The 16,458-nt window shown below is 36.0% G+C and carries 12 protein-coding genes; 7 read left to right on the top strand and 5 right to left on the bottom strand.

Translation table 11 applies throughout. The annotated features are described in order from the left end of the window. Window positions 1–3 precede the first annotated feature (3 nt). The 5 genes from IRZ80_RS08385 to IRZ80_RS08365 all read left to right on the top strand — a co-directional run bounded on the left by IRZ80_RS08385 (window position 4) and on the right by IRZ80_RS08365 (window position 7,392). On the top strand, window positions 4–2,199 hold the full coding sequence (locus IRZ80_RS08385) for a hypothetical protein (RefSeq protein ID WP_194641110.1): 2,196 nt from the start codon (window positions 4–6) through the stop codon (window positions 2,197–2,199). Window positions 2,200–2,304: 105 nt separating this feature from the next. After that, window positions 2,305–4,164, top strand: coding sequence for a rhamnogalacturonan lyase (locus tag IRZ80_RS08380; protein ID WP_194641109.1), 1,860 nt, complete (start codon window positions 2,305–2,307; stop codon window positions 4,162–4,164). Window positions 4,165–4,296: 132 nt separating this feature from the next. Then, the gene (locus IRZ80_RS08375) at window positions 4,297–4,677 is read left to right on the top strand and encodes a hypothetical protein (RefSeq protein WP_194641108.1); all 381 of its coding nucleotides are present in this window, start codon (window positions 4,297–4,299) and stop codon (window positions 4,675–4,677) included. A gap of 164 nt (window positions 4,678–4,841) precedes the next feature. Further along, a complete protein-coding gene (locus IRZ80_RS08370; RefSeq protein WP_194641107.1) occupies window positions 4,842–6,173 on the top strand; it encodes a BNR repeat-containing protein in 1,332 nt (443 codons plus the stop codon). A 4-nt stretch (window positions 6,174–6,177) separates the two neighbouring features. Beyond that, window positions 6,178–7,392, top strand: coding sequence for a glycoside hydrolase family 88 protein (locus tag IRZ80_RS08365; protein ID WP_194641106.1), 1,215 nt, complete (start codon window positions 6,178–6,180; stop codon window positions 7,390–7,392). A 45-nt stretch (window positions 7,393–7,437) separates the two neighbouring features. Here the strand turns inward: IRZ80_RS08365 and IRZ80_RS08360 are convergent, their stop codons facing one another. The 5 genes from IRZ80_RS08360 to IRZ80_RS08340 form a co-directional block, all read right to left on the bottom strand. Continuing rightward, window positions 7,438–7,995: a hypothetical protein gene (locus IRZ80_RS08360; protein ID WP_194641105.1), complete on the bottom strand. Its 558-nt coding sequence runs from the start codon at window positions 7,993–7,995 to the stop codon at window positions 7,438–7,440. A gap of 39 nt (window positions 7,996–8,034) precedes the next feature. Further along, the gene (locus tag IRZ80_RS08355; protein ID WP_194641104.1) at window positions 8,035–8,406 is read right to left on the bottom strand and encodes a DUF2809 domain-containing protein; all 372 of its coding nucleotides are present in this window, start codon (window positions 8,404–8,406) and stop codon (window positions 8,035–8,037) included. 320 nt (window positions 8,407–8,726) lie between these two features. Continuing rightward, on the bottom strand, window positions 8,727–9,614 hold the full coding sequence (locus IRZ80_RS08350) for a hypothetical protein (RefSeq protein ID WP_194641103.1): 888 nt from the start codon (window positions 9,612–9,614) through the stop codon (window positions 8,727–8,729). A gap of 255 nt (window positions 9,615–9,869) precedes the next feature. Next, window positions 9,870–11,561, bottom strand: a complete 1,692-nt coding sequence (locus IRZ80_RS08345) for a glycoside hydrolase family 28 protein (protein WP_194641102.1) — start codon at window positions 11,559–11,561, stop codon at window positions 9,870–9,872. A 29-nt stretch (window positions 11,562–11,590) separates the two neighbouring features. Further along, window positions 11,591–12,631, bottom strand: coding sequence for a GntR family transcriptional regulator (locus IRZ80_RS08340; RefSeq protein ID WP_194641101.1), 1,041 nt, complete (start codon window positions 12,629–12,631; stop codon window positions 11,591–11,593). A 522-nt stretch (window positions 12,632–13,153) separates the two neighbouring features. Between IRZ80_RS08340 and rhaT the strand changes: the two genes are divergently transcribed. Beyond that, window positions 13,154–14,203 carry an L-rhamnose/proton symporter RhaT gene (rhaT, locus tag IRZ80_RS08335; protein ID WP_194641100.1) on the top strand — a complete coding sequence of 350 codons (1,050 nt, stop codon included), beginning with the start codon at window positions 13,154–13,156 and terminating at the stop codon, window positions 14,201–14,203. Between the two features lie 35 nt (window positions 14,204–14,238). After that, complete coding sequence (locus IRZ80_RS08330; protein ID WP_194641099.1) at window positions 14,239–16,380, top strand: bifunctional aldolase/short-chain dehydrogenase; 2,142 nt, start codon at window positions 14,239–14,241, stop codon at window positions 16,378–16,380. Window positions 16,381–16,458 lie beyond the last annotated feature (78 nt).

The following is a 16,458-nucleotide window of genomic DNA, read 5'->3' as shown; positions in this document are numbered from 1 at the left end:
GTTATGAAAAAATATTCGATTATTTACATTTTATTGTTTTCTGTTGGGATGATCGCTCAAGAAAAAATTGACCGTAAGGCAGTGGTAACGAGACACGATGTCAAGATTACCCAAGTCGATACTCTGGCTTCCCTGAGTGTGGGGAACGGTACTTTTGCTTATACTGCTGATGTAACAGGAATGCAGACTTTTCCAGAAAAATATCAAAGGGGAATTCCATTAGGAACTCAGGCTGAATGGGGCTGGGACAGTTATAAAAATGTAAACGGATATAAGTTTTCGGAAACTTTGAAAGAGGTCGATCAGTACGGAAGAAAAGTTTCGTATTCGACACAGATTAAAGAACCTGCACACAAAAAAGAAGCTGTCGAATGGTTTCGTCAGAATCCGCATTTACTACAATTGGGAAATATTGGTTTTGAAATCACCAAAAAAGACGGCAGTTTAGTTCAGCCAGATGACATCAAAGCGATCAATCAGAAACTGAATTTATGGACAGGAAAAATTGAAAGTTATTTTGAAATCGAAGGAACTTCGGTAAAAGTAATTACAGCCTGCGATCAGAAAAAAGATGCTTTGGGTTTTAAAGTTGAATCGGATTTAATCAAACAAGGCCGTTTGAAAATTCGTGTCCGCATCCCGTTTCCAACAGGACTCTGGGGCGATATGGGGACAAAATGGGAAGAAAAACAAGAGGTAAATAATTCGGCGGTTGCTATTGCAGGAACTGATATGGGGGAAAAATGGCGGGGAAAACAGGATTATAAAAGCAATCTGAAAATCAAAAACAAATCGGAAGCCACTATTACTCACTTGATGGACAGCATTTCGTATGATATTAATCTGAAATGGAAAGGAACAGCATCAGTGAAAGAAAAAGCAAAACATTATTTTTTACTGGAGCCATCAAACAGCAGCAGTTTAGAATTGAGCTGTTCGTTTATTCAGACCGAGAAAAATAAAGAATCCATTCCAGATTTTACAGCTATTGAAAAAAGCAGTATTGCCGGCTGGGAAAAATTTTGGACAAGCGGTGCCGCAGTTGATTTTGCAGGAAGCACCGATAAACGCGCTAATGAATTGGAGCGCAGAATTGTACTTTCGCAATACCTGACCAAAATACAATGTGCCGGTTCTCTGCCTCCGCAGGAAACAGGACTGACTTACAACAGCTGGTACGGAAAACCGCACTTAGAAATGCATTGGTGGCACGGGGTTCATTTTCCGCTTTGGAACAGACCGGAATATTTAGAAAATACTTTAGGCTGGTACCAAAATGCATTTGATAAAGCTAAAAAAATAGCACAAAGACAAGGCTTTGAAGGAGCAAGATGGCAGAAAATGACCGATCCTGACGGAAACGAAAGTCCGTCGTCTGTAGGGGCGTTTTTAATTTGGCAGCAGCCACATTTTATTACTTATGCTGAGTTATTGTACGAATCATCTAAGTCGGAAACTACATTGAAAAAATACAGCGAACGTGTTTTTGCTACTGCTGATTTTATGGCTTCATTTGCTTTTTATGACAAAGAAAAAAAGCGTTTTATGTTAGGGCCAGGAGTAATTCCGGCGCAGGAACGTTTTGTTGCGATGCAGACTTTTAACCCAACGTATGAATTGGCCTATTGGAACTGGGCATTAAAAACCGCTATTGCGTGGAAAAAGAAAATGAATCAAGCTGTTCCTGAAAAATGGGAAGCAGTATTGCGTGATTTGTCTCCGCTGCCTGTTCAAAACGATGTGTATCTGGCGGCTGAAAGTGCTCCCGATTCGTATACTAATCCAGAATTCAAAACAGATCATCCGTCGGTTTTGGGAACTTTCGGAATGCTTCCTGAAACTTCTTTATTGGATAAAAAAATAATGAAAAACACTTTCGATCTGATTTGGGATACCTGGTCATGGCAAAAAACGTGGGGATGGGATTTCCCTATGACCGCTATGTCAGCAGCTCGTTTAGGACTTCCTGAAAAAGCAATTGACGCTTTATTTATGAATGTAACTACCAATACGTATCTAAAAAACGGACACAATTATCAGTCAGAAAGACTGACGCTTTATCTTCCAGGAAATGGAGGATTACTGACGGCTATTGCCATGATGTGCGGAGGCTGGGAAGGTACGACCGAAGCGAATCCGGGATTTCCGAAAGACGGTTCTTGGAAAGTAAAAAGTGAAGGTTTTCAGAAAATGTTTTAAACCATCCATTCAATAAACAGTCTAGTATAAAAGATTGTCTTTCTATGGAAGGAGAAATTCACTACAATAAATTTTCTTATACTAATTCGTTTTAAAAGATAAAATATGTCAAAAGTTAAGCCGCTAAAATGGAATCTATTGTTGTTTCTAATTGGGTTTTCTGTTTTTGGTCAGAGACAGATGGAAAATTTAGACAGAGGAATTATTGCCATCAATCAAAATGGAAAATTCTTTATCAGCTGGCGGGTTTTAGGAACAGATCCTGACGATTTAGCTTTTAATTTATATCGAAAAAGCGAAACAGGGAATGCCGTTCTGCTTAACGAAAAGCCAATTACCGGAGCGGCCAATTTCAGTGATGAAACTGCTAAGGCTAATGAAAATAATACCTGGTTTGTAAAAACGGTTCTAAATGGTAAAGAAAACGAAGAAAAAGGAAGTTTTACTATTACAGCCAATGTAGCAGTAAAAGACTATCTGTCTATTCCGCTGAAAGCCATAAACGGATATACTGCCAATGATATTTCGGCAGGAGATTTGAACGGCGACGGGCAATACGAATTAGTAGTGCACATGACGGGAGTCGGACATGATAATTCACATAAAGGACTGACAGATCCGGTTGTTCTGCAGGCTTATACGCTTGAAGGCAAATTTTTATGGGAAATAAATTTGGGTAAAAACATTAGAGAAGGAGCACATTACACTCAGTTTATGGTATACGATTTAGATGGTGACGGTATCGCCGAAATTGTCTGCAAAACCGCCGATGGAACTGTGGACGGAACTGGTAAAGTCATTGGCGATGCTTCAAAAGACTGGAGAGATACTGATGAGAAGTCTGGAACTTTTGGTAAAATTTTAAAAGGACCAGAGTATCTTACCGTTTTTGACGGAAGAACTGGAAGTGCAGTTACAACGGTTGATTACATTGCCGAAAGGGGAGACATTGGCGCATGGGGAGGCAGAGGCGGTAACGGAGGAAACGATGCCAGTGGTAACAGAGTTGACCGTTTTACGGCTTGTGTGGCTTATTTGGACGGCGTTCATCCGAGTGTGGTGATGTGCCGTGGCTATTATGGAAGAATAGTTTTGGCAGCATGGGATTTTAAAGATAAGAAATTAACTTCACGATGGGTTTTTGATACCAAAGACGGTAAAAGTCCTTATTCCGGAATGGGTAATCACGGACTTTCAGTTGCCGATGTAGATGCGGACGGGAAAGATGAAATTATTTATGGTTCGATGTGTGTCGATGATAATGGCAAAGGATTGTATACAACGGGCTATCGTCACGGAGATGCTTTGCATGTGAGTGATCTGGATCCAGAAATTCCAGGTTTGGAAGTCTTTGGTGTTCATGAAATTGAAGAAGGAACAAAAGGTCCGGGTGTTGCTCTTTTTTCGGCAGCAAACGGGAAAACATTATTTACAGCCATGAATGACGAGGATGTAGGCAGAGGCGTAGCGGATAATATTGACAATACCAGAGCTGGAGCTCAAATGTGGTGGTCTGGTTCTAAATTTTTGTATGACATAAAAGGAAATGAAATTGGGGAATCTCCAAGAGCTGCTAATTTTTTAATTTATTGGGATGGGGATGCTTCCCGTGAACTTCTCAACTCTAATTATATTGACAAATACGGAAAAGGAAGATTATTTACAGCCGAAGGTGCACAATCCAATAATGGAACGAAATCGACTCCTGGTTTGTCAGCTGATATTTTAGGTGATTGGAGAGAAGAATTAATTTTGCGAAGCACTGATAATACTGAATTAAGAATCTACAGCACTACAATTCCAACGGATATCAGGCAGTATACTTTAATGCACGATCCGCAATACCGTTTAAGCATTGCCTGGCAGAATGTAGGCTACAATCAGCCGCCACATGCTAGTTTTTATATGGGCAAAGGAATGAAACCTGCTCCGAAACCTGATATCGTTTTGGTAAAAACACATTAAAAATTAATTTTTTAAGGATTATGGAAAAGGCAATTTTACGGCTATGTAAAATTGCCTTTTTTTTGCTTTTAATTTTAAATCTATTAACGCAACTATGTCGCATTTTTAGCATCTAGTAATAAAACTCTGATTATGAAAAAAATACTAGTGTTAATTATTTCGATTGCAGTATTCATTAGCTGCTCAAACGATGATGAAGATTCATCTGGATTAAAAATTCGATTGTCCAATGTCAGTCAATTCGATTTTCAAAACATTAAGGTAAATACTACTAGTGGAGATGTAAGCTTCGAGAATTTAAAATCAGGTAAAAAATCGGATTATAAAGTTTTTGCGGCAGCTTATAGATACGCTTTCGTTGAGCTGGTAATTAATGGAAAAACATATACCCTGCAGCCAATAGATTATGTTGGAGAGACACTTCTTGAACCTGGAAATTATACATATCAAATTAATGCGAATGATTCTCAAAACCAATACGGGAAGCTGACTTTGTCACTGATTAAGGATTAAAACAATCTGTTATTATTATCCTTGAATGAGCTGTTTAAATAAAAAGACAAACTAAATTCAGCCATTTTTTAAGATAGACTATCTAATAAAATACTGGTAGGTACAGGTCTGTGTTTTTAAATGTTATAATTACATTTGTTAGTTAATCACCTAACCAAAAAACCATGGACAAAATTTTAAAAAAACAAACCAATAGTAAAGCTGTTATTTCAAATAGTCTTGTTGTGATGTTGCTTTTGTTTACATTTTACAGCAATGCGCAGTTAAAAACAGAGGAAAGCGAGATTGGTTTGGGCTGGAGCAATAATTCTGTTAACACTGTAATTTTTAGAAATAGTGCTTTGACGACTTTCAAAAACTGGCAGTTTACCGCTTATTACAATTCTGAAGGAAAAATGGTTTTGGCAAAGCGTAATTTGAATTCAAAAGAATGGCAGACAGTAATTACTCCGTATGGCGGTAATGTAAAAGATGCTCACAACAGCATCAGTATCGCTGTTGATACAGATGGCTTTGTTCACGTAAGTTGGGACCAGCATGATACCCGTCTGCGTTATGCTAAAGGTAAAACACCTTTTAGTTTAGAACTGAGCGAAGAGCAGCCGATGACTGGCAGTGACGAAGCCAAGGTGACCTATCCCGAATTTCATAATTTGCCAAATGGGAAGCTGATGTTTTGTTACCGATCAGGAGCTTCGGGCAGAGGGAATTTAATTTTGAAAACATATGATGTGAAAACTCAGAAATGGAGTCCGCTGCAGAATAATTTTATTGATGGCGAAAATCAGCGGAGTGCTTATTGGCAGATGTGTGTGAGCAAAAAAGGAATTTATATTTCGTGGGTTTGGCGTGAGAGCTGGGATGTTTCGACTAATCATGATATTTGTTATGCTTTTTCAGCAGATGGCGGGCAGACTTGGGAAAAATCTACCGGCGAAAAATACAGTCTGCCAATAACAAAAACCAGCGCAGAAATTGCCTGGAAAGTGCCTGAAAAAAGCAGTTTAATCAATCAGACTTCTATGACAGTGGATATGCAGGGAAATCCGTATATTGCAGGTTATTGGGATGATAACGGGATTCCTCAGTATAAAGTGGTGTATCTGGATAAGGGAAAATGGAATAAAATTGATACTGATTTTCACAGCAAACCTTTTACGCTGGGAGGAGGAGGAACAAAAAAAAATCCTATTTCGCGCCCTGAAATTTTGGTTAGCAAGTCAATGCTTTATTTACTTTTTAGAGATGAGGAAAGAGCAAATAAAATTACTTTGGCTAGCGCCAATTTAGAAAAAAAGCAATGGAAACTTACGGATGTTATCAATTATTCTGTAGGGCAGTGGGAGCCTAATTTTGATAAAGAATTGTGGAAGGAAAAGTCAGAGCTGCATATTTTTTCTCAAAATGTAAGTCAGGCCGATGGTGAGGGATTGGTAGATACAGAACCTCAAGCCGTGCGGGTTATTGAATTAAAAAAAATACCTATAAATAAATAATTATATGAAGAAGTATTGCTTATTGATAATTGTGGCTGTGTTTTTTGTTTCGGCTGGTTTTCGGAAACAAAATTTAGAAGAAAAAATAAATGTGGCACTGCAGACGGCAATACAGCAATATGCTTATTTGAGCAGACAAGTGAGTGTGGGAAAGTATCCTAAAACTTATTTTGCAGATAAAAATCAACTGGAAACATCTGATTCCGGCTGGTGGTGCAGTGGTTTCTATCCTGGGACGCTGCTGTATCTGGATGAGGCAAAAGGAGCTCCCGAATTAAAAAAGGTAGCACTAAACGTAATGGAAGATCTGAAAAAAGAACAGTTCAATACCACTACACACGATTTGGGTTTTATGATGTATTGCAGTTTTGGAAATGCAGAACGGCTGCATCCCAGCAAAGAGTATGAAGCGATATTAATGAACAGTGCCAAATCATTGGCAAGCCGTTTCAATCCAAAAACAGGCTGTATCAAATCATGGGACAGCGCACCATGGAATCATGCTTCAAATGAAGAATCTCCTGTGATTATTGATAATATGATGAATCTGGAGCTTTTATTCTGGGCAGCAAAACACAGCGGAGACAGTACGTATTATAAAATTGCTGTTCAGCATGCCGATAAAACGATGGTTAATCATTTTCGAAAAGATTACAGCTCCTATCATGAAGTGGTTTACAATACAGAGTCTGGAAAAGTTACCAAACAAATCACTAATCAAGGTGCAGCCGATGATTCGTCTTGGGCGAGAGGACAGGGCTGGGGATTGTACGGATATGTTGTAATGTACCGAGAAACAAAAGATGTAAAGTATTTAAATCAGGCAAAAAACATTGCCAATTATATTTTAAGCCACCCGAATCTGCCGGCAGATAAAATTCCTTATTGGGATTTTAACGCTCCTAATATTCCTAATGCTTTACGGGATTCTTCTGCGGCTTCATTAATTGCTTCAGCTTTATTGGAGTTAGGCGGTTATGCAGATAAAAAAGACGGAATACGTTATTATGATTCGGCCAAAATAATTTTATCTAATTTATTAACGCCGGAATATTTTGCGGCAGTGGGAACGAACGGCGGTTTTTTGCTGAAACACGGAGTAGGGAACATGCCTAAGAAAACCGAAATCGATACACCGCTCACGTATGGCGATTATTATTTGGTAGAAGCGATGATGCGTTATAAAGCACTGGTGAAAACAAATCCGAAGTTTAAATAGATTTGTCAAAAAGTTTAGTTTTTAAGGTTTTAGGGAAAAGCTAGTTTAACGAATGCTGTCGCCTCGAATTATTATTTCGTTTGATTTCTTGATGTTTTCCTCTGATTTACTGATTACTTTTATGACAGTTAGATTTGGATTTTCAAGTTTATTGATAGTTATTTTTAAGATATAATTTTTGTCTATGACATATTTATCATAGTCAGCATCAATTATTTCATTGTCAATCTGATAAATTACGGCGTTTTCCTGCACTGTTGTGTATCTTTTTCTGAGTTCGTTCAGGGAGATTAAATTTGGCTTGTAATCCTTTTTTGTTTCAATTGTAATTTTGCCGGAATATTTAGTGCTGTTTATGTCAATATCTCCTTTTTCAACTTTGACGCTTTCAATTTTATTTGGGTCTAAAAAACTAGAGATACTTTGATTGACAAGTTCTCCATTCAAAAAGTAAGCAGGTTTTTTTCCGCCTTTGTATTTAATTACTTGAACGACTTTAATAATAGTGTCCTGTTCCGAAATTGCCTGTGAATTTTCAGTTTTCTTCTGGCCAAAAGCATTAGCTGTTAAAATTAAAACTACTATGATAATAAACTTTTTCATTTTTTTATTTTTTTGCTGAAAGCTCTTAAATACTGTGTTTCAATTTTTTGCAGAAACTTTCTCTGTAATAAGAACAATAATAATTCCCGCAATATAGCATACTAAATCAATCCAGGCAAATGATGTGCCAATAACTGTTCTGGCCAGCTTTGATTTTTGCAGACCGAGTTTTTCAACAATATTTAAATACTGAAGAAATTCTATACTAAACGAAAATAGTAAAACGAATATTGCAAGGGGTAAAACAGGTAATTTTAAAAATGATTTTATAAAACAGTAAATCAGAATCACAACCAATACATCGCCGATATACGGGCGAATAATCTCATCATGAAGGTATAATGCAATTAAAACCTCTATGATAAAAATTAGAATGGTCAAGCCGAAGTATTTCTTGTTAAATGTTAGCATGATTTTGAGTTTGGCTATGATTAATGGTATACAGATTTGTAGAATTTGGAAACTCCAGAAATCGAATGTTTTTGGTTGAACAGAAATAGGAATTAAGACTATAATTCCACTGAATTTGAATTTTGGTTATATAGTGTTTTACTTATGTAAATACTTGTATAATTCTTATTCCATTATTTTAATTTATTCTATTTCAAAGCGTTAGAAATTATTTGCTACATATTTGTTAATCCTTAAATGTGGCTTCTGATAATCTTTGTTAACAATGAGTTTTAAGAATTTGTAACATAATAAAATATAGCTTTATTAGCGGGTGTTTATTAGCTTTTTTTTAACTGTCGAATTGATGATTCTATCATGTTTAGGTTCGAATAATCAGGAAATAATTTAATTGTATCATTGCTGTCGCTTGTTGGTAGAATTTTTCCTCCTTTATCTATTAAATCTGAAACAGTAGAAATTGAAAGTTTTAATCTTCCTACTGCATCTGAGTCTGCTTCAATTGAATAATGCTCATTAGCAATTTGCTTCGCTTCTGCTTCAAGAATATTTTTTAATTGTTCTTTTTGCGCATTAACAAAATCACCAAGTATTTCGTTTTTTATTGTCAGCGTTTTAGCGTGTTCTTCAAACATTTTAGCTTCGGCCATTTTTTTTCGGACAACAGCGGCTGCCCAGCAAATTGCGGCAATTAAATTTACTGCAGCCATAGAACCGACAGAAACCGTTATCCATACGGATCCGGAATCTGCTCCTTCAATTTTTAAATAACCTTTGTTTTGATCATTGATTGGGAGTTCTAACGCTTTTTTTAAAGAATTTGAAACGCGAGATAAATCATCGAAATTTTCAATTTCCGGAAGTCTAATATTTAACCCATCAATTGGTGCAGCGATTTGTTCACCATAACGTAAAAGGAATTCAATACCAATTGTCAAAGTAGCTACGTTTCCAGAAATGATATTATTGTCCATGTAACCAAATAAATTTTCGTCGTCGTTATTACTGAATAAAGAAGAGTTTTTAAGCATTTCTATTTCTTGGTTCAAAATCGCTATGTCTTCTAAATTGCGTATTGCGGAACGTAATTTTTTCAGATTCTTTGCAAAATAAGGTTTATCTGCATTTTTGGAAGTATCGTAACTTGTTGTGTAATTTAAATCCAAAAGGTATTTTCTTAAAATGGAAAGATTCTCTTTAATGTTCATATTGTTTAGTTATAATATTGATTAAATATCCGCCATAAAATGACTCTAATCTGTGCATGTTGGCGAGCTTTGTGTAATAAAAAAGTCTTTTGTTATGTTGCTAATATATAAAAAAAAAGAACTGTAAATAATTTAAGCTTTTATTGTTAGAAAATTTTCATTACTGACGCTCTTGATTAACAATTAATAATCAAAAAAGGCAATTCTACCCTTCGGTAAAATTGCCTTTTTTTAAATCTTATGAAAATATATTACTTACATTTTTACTGCCCCTTTAACTACTTTATCACCAATCGTGGTTTTTTTGCTAAAGTCAGTTTTTGCATTCGATACCAATTCAATATTCTTGCTGGCTTCACCATCTATCGTAACTGCTTTTGGAGAATCTGAATTGAAACTGATGTTTTTCAGTGACATGTTTTTTCCATTGTAAATATCAAAAATTGTACTGTCTGCAATGTCCAAATTGATGTTGTTAAGTTTAATTCCGTTTGCATCAATGATAGAAAAACCTTTGTCAGCTTTACCTGTTAAATTCGAAATTTCGATATTTTCTAAATTCATTTCTGGCAATCCTTGTAAGAATACTGCCTGCTGTGCGCCATTGATATAAATGTTTTTAATAACGATGTTTTTAAACTGAGGCGTTTTTTCATCAACAGGAATGGCTGTAGTTACGGTGTTTGTTTCTCCTTCGGCTAGTTTTTCGGCAATCGATTTTCCGCCATAATATAAGTCGAATGAAATGGCCTGTGATGGAATACTATTCATATATATATCCGAAATAAAGATGTTTTCTACCACACCGCCGCGTCCGCGGTTACTTTTAAAACGCAGACCAACATCTGTTCCCATAAAAGTACAGTTGGAAACATGCATGTTTTTTACACCACCGGACATTTCGCTTCCTACGGTTACACCGCCATGTCCATGATACACAATGTTGTTTCTGATAATGATGTTTTCGCAGGGAACACCACGATCGCGTCCGTCTTTGTCTTTCCCGGATTTAATGCAGATCGCATCGTCACCAACATCAAAACTGGAATTTTCTACTAATACATTTTTGCAGGATTCTACGTCCAGGCCGTCCCCGTTTTGAGAATACCAAGGGTTACGTACTGTTGTGTTGCGGATAATTAAATCTTCGACCATCAAGGGATGGATGTTCCAGGCCGGTGAATTTTGAAAAACAGGTCCGTCAAATAAAACACGTTTACTGTTTTGAATGCTGACCATTACCGGACGAAGAAAATCGCGGATTTCTTCAAACTGTTCTTTGGTTTTTAAATCAGCGCGTACATTTTGATCAGCGTTTTGGTTTCCTTTTACATATTGCTCAGATGGATACCAGCTTGTTTTTTTATCGTTTAAAACGCCGCCGGATTTTACAAAATCATTCCATTGGCTTTCGGTCAATTTGCCTTTTTTTACCATTCTCCACACTTCGCCCGAACCGTCATAAACACCGTTTCCTGTAAAAGCTACGTTTTCAAGGTTTTTGCCGTAAATAGGAGAGATACAGCGCCAGGTATTTAATCCTTCAAAACTGGTTTGAATAATCGGATACAGATTTTTATCAGTCGAAAATTTAATGAGTGCTCCTCTTTGTGCATGCAGTTCGATATTGCTTTTTAGAATAATTGGACCTGTAAGCCACATTCCCGGAGGAATGATTACTTTTCCTCCTCCTTTTTTGGAAACAGCGTCAATAGCATCTGCAAAAGCTTTTGTACATAAAACGGTACCGCCGTTTACAGCTCCAAAATCTGCAATGTTTACACTGTTATTTGGAATTTTAGGCTCGTTTATTTTGTTCATTTTAAATTCAATGCCGCTATAGGAATCTTTAGCTGAACCATTATTTTGTGCCTGAATGTTTATGGGGCAATTTGAGAATGTGACTGCAAATGCAAGAAATAATAATTGATTTAATTTAAATTTCATTGTTTTGTAAAGTGTTGCTGTTTTAAGTTTTAAATGGATCTTCTGTCGATGAAATTAAACGGAACTTTTACCTGTCCGATTTCTTTGTTTAAAATCATCTGCGCTGCAGTTTCCCCCATTATTTTAAAATCTGTTGATATTACAGTAATGCCCAATAGTTCTTTCAGTGGTGTATCGTTATAAGAGATAACGCCAATGTGTTTGCCTAGTTTCATTTGGTTGTCTCTGATCTGTTTCACCAGATTTACCAGATCTGATTCTTCGATGGTGATGAATAAATCTCCTTTTTTAAGAATAATGTCATCATATATTTCATCTAAAATCTCATAATTGATTTCGAATTCGACGCAGAATTTCTTGAAACCATGAAGGATTCTTCTAGGGTATGGATAGACAGCTTTCTCCGGATATACTAAAATTATCCGGGTATAGTTTTTTATTTTGTCTAAACCTTCTTTCAGTGCATTGTAAATATCATTTTCAAAATCCTGATAAATTTTAATAACATCATTGTTAATTCCCAACTTGATATTATCCATAATAATCAGTTTTTCCTTAGGAATTTTATTAATCGCGTTAATAACCGCATCAGTATAACTGCTGTGTTTTAATTTGTCAGTTTTAAAATGAGTAGTAATTATGTAGTAATCATATGCACCTTCGTATTTGTCAAGGAGATTCAGAAACAGTGTTTCATCACAGTGATAAATCTGAAGATCGGTGTGGGCATTGGCTCCAATGGCATCAATAAAAGAATTATAAGTTGCCATTTTATAGGAACTTAATTTATTATAGACAAACAGCACATTTACTTTCGAAACCAGTTTGGTTTGAGTAATATAATATCCTTTTCCGCGTATTGAAGTAATGATTTTTCGTTCTTTTAAAATGTTATATGCCTTTTCAACAGTATCTCTAGACATATAAAACTCTTCACTAAAACTATTAATCGATGGAATTTTTTGATTTATTTTTAAACTTCCATTGCCAATATTAGTTAAAATTGAATCAACAATCTGCTTGTATTTTGGTACGCGCGAGTCCTCGTCAATGTTAATAATCTTTATCATAGCTTTCGCTTTTAGATGTTTTTTCTCCAAAAATATATAAAGAAAACGAGACTTTAAATTTGTTTTTTATCCCGTCAGCCAATGGCCAAAAATGGTATTTATGGATTTATCTGAATAATCGATTTGTTTTAAAAATATGCAGCAAACTAAATTAAATGTATTGTCTTATCAGCATAAAATCAAACATGTAATCGATTGCACAAATATAAACCTTAAAATTAGTATTTCGTAATAATTACGAATAAAATTTTAATGATTATTTAAAATTAACACTTAAAAATTTAAAGTAAAATAAAATAAGGTTAAAATATCATTATTAGTGTTGAAGCCCTTTTTTTTGGGAGTATTTTATTTTGAATGAGAGGTTTAAAATGCCCTTAACGCTTTTTTTTAAATAAAACTTATTGAATGATGATAAAAAATGATTCAGATTAAAGGATAGTACAGGATAGTTATCTTTTTTCTATTCTATTATTTTACAATCCTAAACTATAACCAATTAACCAAAAAACAATTTAATAAATGGAATCAATACTTGGAATTCTTTTTCATTCTATCGGCGGATTTTCATCGGGTAGTTTCTATATGCCTTTCAAAAAAGTTAAAGGCTGGGCTTGGGAAAGCTATTGGCTGATAGGTGGTTTTTTTTCCTGGTTAATTGTTCCGCCGATTGCGGCTTATCTGACCATACCTAACTTTGCTGAAATTATTAGTGTGGCTTCACCTTCTATAAAAGCGCTTGCTTTTTCGATGGGACTGATTTGGGGAATTGGAGGACTTACATATGGTCTTGGTGTCCGTTACTTGGGAATGTCATTAGGGAATTCAATAGTATTGGGTTTTTGTTCTGCTTTTGGAGCATTAGTTCCGTCAATCTATTATAATTTTTATCCATCTGAAGGGAAAGTTTCTTTTACAGAAATGCTTGCCAGCTCTGGAGGTAAATTGGTTTTGCTTGGAGTTTTGGTCTGTTTGATTGGAATTGCGATTTCTGGAAAAGCTGGAATGCTTAAAGAGAAAGATTTTGCAGTAGGACATGAGGATAGAGACAGGGATTTTAGTTTAGTAAAGGGTTTGATTATTGCAGTGATTTCTGGAATATTAAGCTCTTTTTTCAATTTTGGAATAGAAGTAGGGAAACCTCTTGCTGAAGCAGCTGTGGTTAGCGGCTGTAATCCTTTGTTCCAAAACAATGTAACTTATATCGTTGTGCTTTGGGGCGGATTGACTACAAACTTTATTTGGTGTATCTATCTTAATTTTAAAAACAAAACTTTTGGTGATTACACTAATACGGCAGCTCCAATAAGTAAGAACGTAATGTTTTCGGCTTTGGCAGGAACGATGTGGTTTTTGCAGTTCTTCTTTTATGGTATGGGTGAAAGCAAATTAGGAAACGGAGCAAGTTCTTGGATTCTGCACATGGCAACAATTATTTTGACTGCTAACTTCTGGGGATTTTATTTAAAAGAATGGTCTGGAGTTTCCAAAAAAACATTTAATACTTTCTTATTAGGAATTGGATTGATTATGCTTTCGATTGTATTAGTAGGAATTGGCAATTCACTATAATAACACACAATAACAAAATTTAAAAAACACATATAATGTCAAATATAAATACTGGGAATATGACTTTTAAGCACGTAAGTTATCTTTGGGATGAGGCTAAAGCACAAGAATTAGCTGGGGATGAAGTAGCGCTTTTTATTTATCGCTCTAATATATTAGGAGCTGATTTAAGATTAACAAATTATGGAGGTGGAAATACTTCAGTAAAAATTACAGATAAAGATCCTTTAACGGGTGAAGCATCTGAAGTAATGTGGATTAAAGGGTCGGGCGGCGACATCGGGACATTGACAAAATCAGGCTGTGCGGCTTTATATTTAGAAAGACTTCGTAATCTTGAAAATGTATACAGAGGAATAGAATTTGAAGATGAAATGGTGGAATTATTCAACCACTGTATTTTTGATTTGGCTTCAAAAGCTCCTTCGATTGATACGCCTTTGCACGGATTTTTGCCATTCAAACATATTGACCACTTACATCCGGATGCGGCTATTGCGATTGCAGCAGCAAAAGACGGAAAACAAATTACCGAAGAATTATTCAACGGAGAAATTGGCTGGGTAGGATGGCAGCGTCCTGGCTTTGATCTAGGACTGCAAATGCGCGCATGCCTAGAGGAAGCTGAAGCCCGCGGGAAAAAATTAAAAGGGGTAATGTTAGGTTCTCACGGTTTGTTTACCTGGGGAGATACATCTTATGAAAGTTATATAAATACACTTGAGGTAATTGAAAAATGTGCCGAGTATTTAGAAAGCAATTATGGTAAAAAACGTCCAGTTTTTGGAGGTCAGAAACTAGAGAGTTTAAATCAGGAAGCACGTCAGCAGCAGGCTGCGAAAGTAGCTCCGATTTTAAGAGGTTTCTGTTCATCTGAAAGAAAAATGATTGGTCATTATACAGATGATGCAAGAGTATTAGAGTTCATCAATTCTAATGATTTAGAGAAATTGGCTCCTCTGGGAACTTCATGCCCGGATCACTTCTTGAGAACAAAAATCAGTCCTTTGGTTTTAGAATTAGATCCAAACGAAGATTTATCTGATTTGAATGCCATCAAAGCAAAATTAACTCCAGCTTTTGAGGCGTACAGAAAAATGTATGCTGCTTATTACGATACTTGTAAAAAATCGAATTCACCTGCAATGCGTGACCCAAATCCAGTGGTAATTTTATACCCAGGAGTAGGTATGTTCACTTTTGCAAAAGATAAAACGATGGCTCGTTTGGCATCTGAATATTATATCAACGCTGTAAATGTAATGAAAGGAGCTGAAGCAGTTTCTGAATACACTTCATTACCGCGCCAGGAAGCTTTTGACATTGAATACTGGCTGTTGGAAGAAGCTAAATTACAGCGTATGCCAAAACCAAAAGCATTGTCTGGAAGAGTAGCACTTGTTACTGGTTCAGGAGGCGGAATTGGTAAAGCTATCGCTAAAAAATTCGCCGAAGAAGGTGCATGTGTTATCCTTAATGATATTGATGAAGAGCGTTTAGCAGGTGCTAAGGCTGAATTTGTTAAGATGTTTGGAAAAGATGCAGTATCTAGTACTCTTTTAAATGTAACAAATGAAGGAAGTGCCGAAAAAGCGTATGATGCATCAGCATTAGCTTTTGGCGGTGTTGATATTGTTGTAAATAATGCAGGTATCAGTATTTCAAAATCTATTGCAGAACATTCTCTTGAAGAGTGGGACAGATTGTATGATATTTTGGTGAAAGGACAATTCATTGTTTCAAAAGCTGGAATTGAAGTAATGCGTAAACAAGGTTTTGGCGGTGATATCGTAAACATTGTATCTAAAAATGCTGTAGTTGCAGGACCAAATAATCCTGGATATGGCTCAGCCAAAGCGGCTCAGGCACATTTAACACGTTTGATGTCTGCTGAATTAGGAGCTGATAAAATCCGTGTAAATACTGTAAATCCTGATGCAGTAATCTCTGATTCAAACATTTGGTCAGGCGGATGGGCAGAAGGCCGTGCGAAAGCATACGGTGTTACGGTTACAGAATTGCCGGCATATTATGCAAAACGTACTTTATTAAACGAAATTATACTGCCAGATGATATTGCTAATGCTTGTTTTGCATTTGTTGGAGGTTTGTTGAGTAAATCAACAGGAAATGCTCTGAATGTAGACGGAGGAGTAGCAATGGGCTTTTATAGATAATATTGATTTGGTTGGTTTATTGGTTTAACCAGAAGTAGCTAACGTTTGATGGTTTCAAACGTTAGTTTACTTTAAAAT

Origin of the sequence: Flavobacterium sp. HJJ (genome assembly GCF_015351475.1) — a bacterium.
Taxonomy (GTDB): Bacteria; Bacteroidota; Bacteroidia; order Flavobacteriales; family Flavobacteriaceae; genus Flavobacterium; species Flavobacterium marginilacus.
The sequence above is the reverse complement of the archived record's forward strand: the minus strand, read 5'-3'. Positions and strand labels throughout refer to the sequence as shown.

What these genes read in the sequence shown, in the direction of transcription:
- IRZ80_RS08355 (WP_194641104.1), bottom strand. Translation starts at nt 8,406, where the DNA reads ATGCTAACATTTAACAAGAAATACTTCGGCTTGACCATTCTAATTTTT.
- IRZ80_RS08385 (WP_194641110.1), top strand. Translation starts at nt 4, where the DNA reads ATGAAAAAATATTCGATTATTTACATTTTATTGTTTTCTGTTGGGATG.
- IRZ80_RS08350 (WP_194641103.1), bottom strand. Translation starts at nt 9,614, where the DNA reads ATGAACATTAAAGAGAATCTTTCCATTTTAAGAAAATACCTTTTGGAT.
- IRZ80_RS08360 (WP_194641105.1), bottom strand. Translation starts at nt 7,995, where the DNA reads ATGAAAAAGTTTATTATCATAGTAGTTTTAATTTTAACAGCTAATGCT.
- rhaT (WP_194641100.1), top strand. Translation starts at nt 13,154, where the DNA reads ATGGAATCAATACTTGGAATTCTTTTTCATTCTATCGGCGGATTTTCA.
- IRZ80_RS08330 (WP_194641099.1), top strand. Translation starts at nt 14,239, where the DNA reads ATGTCAAATATAAATACTGGGAATATGACTTTTAAGCACGTAAGTTAT.
- IRZ80_RS08345 (WP_194641102.1), bottom strand. Translation starts at nt 11,561, where the DNA reads ATGAAATTTAAATTAAATCAATTATTATTTCTTGCATTTGCAGTCACA.
- IRZ80_RS08340 (WP_194641101.1), bottom strand. Translation starts at nt 12,631, where the DNA reads ATGATAAAGATTATTAACATTGACGAGGACTCGCGCGTACCAAAATAC.
- IRZ80_RS08370 (WP_194641107.1), top strand. Translation starts at nt 4,842, where the DNA reads ATGGACAAAATTTTAAAAAAACAAACCAATAGTAAAGCTGTTATTTCA.
- IRZ80_RS08380 (WP_194641109.1), top strand. Translation starts at nt 2,305, where the DNA reads ATGTCAAAAGTTAAGCCGCTAAAATGGAATCTATTGTTGTTTCTAATT.
- IRZ80_RS08375 (WP_194641108.1), top strand. Translation starts at nt 4,297, where the DNA reads ATGAAAAAAATACTAGTGTTAATTATTTCGATTGCAGTATTCATTAGC.
- IRZ80_RS08365 (WP_194641106.1), top strand. Translation starts at nt 6,178, where the DNA reads ATGAAGAAGTATTGCTTATTGATAATTGTGGCTGTGTTTTTTGTTTCG.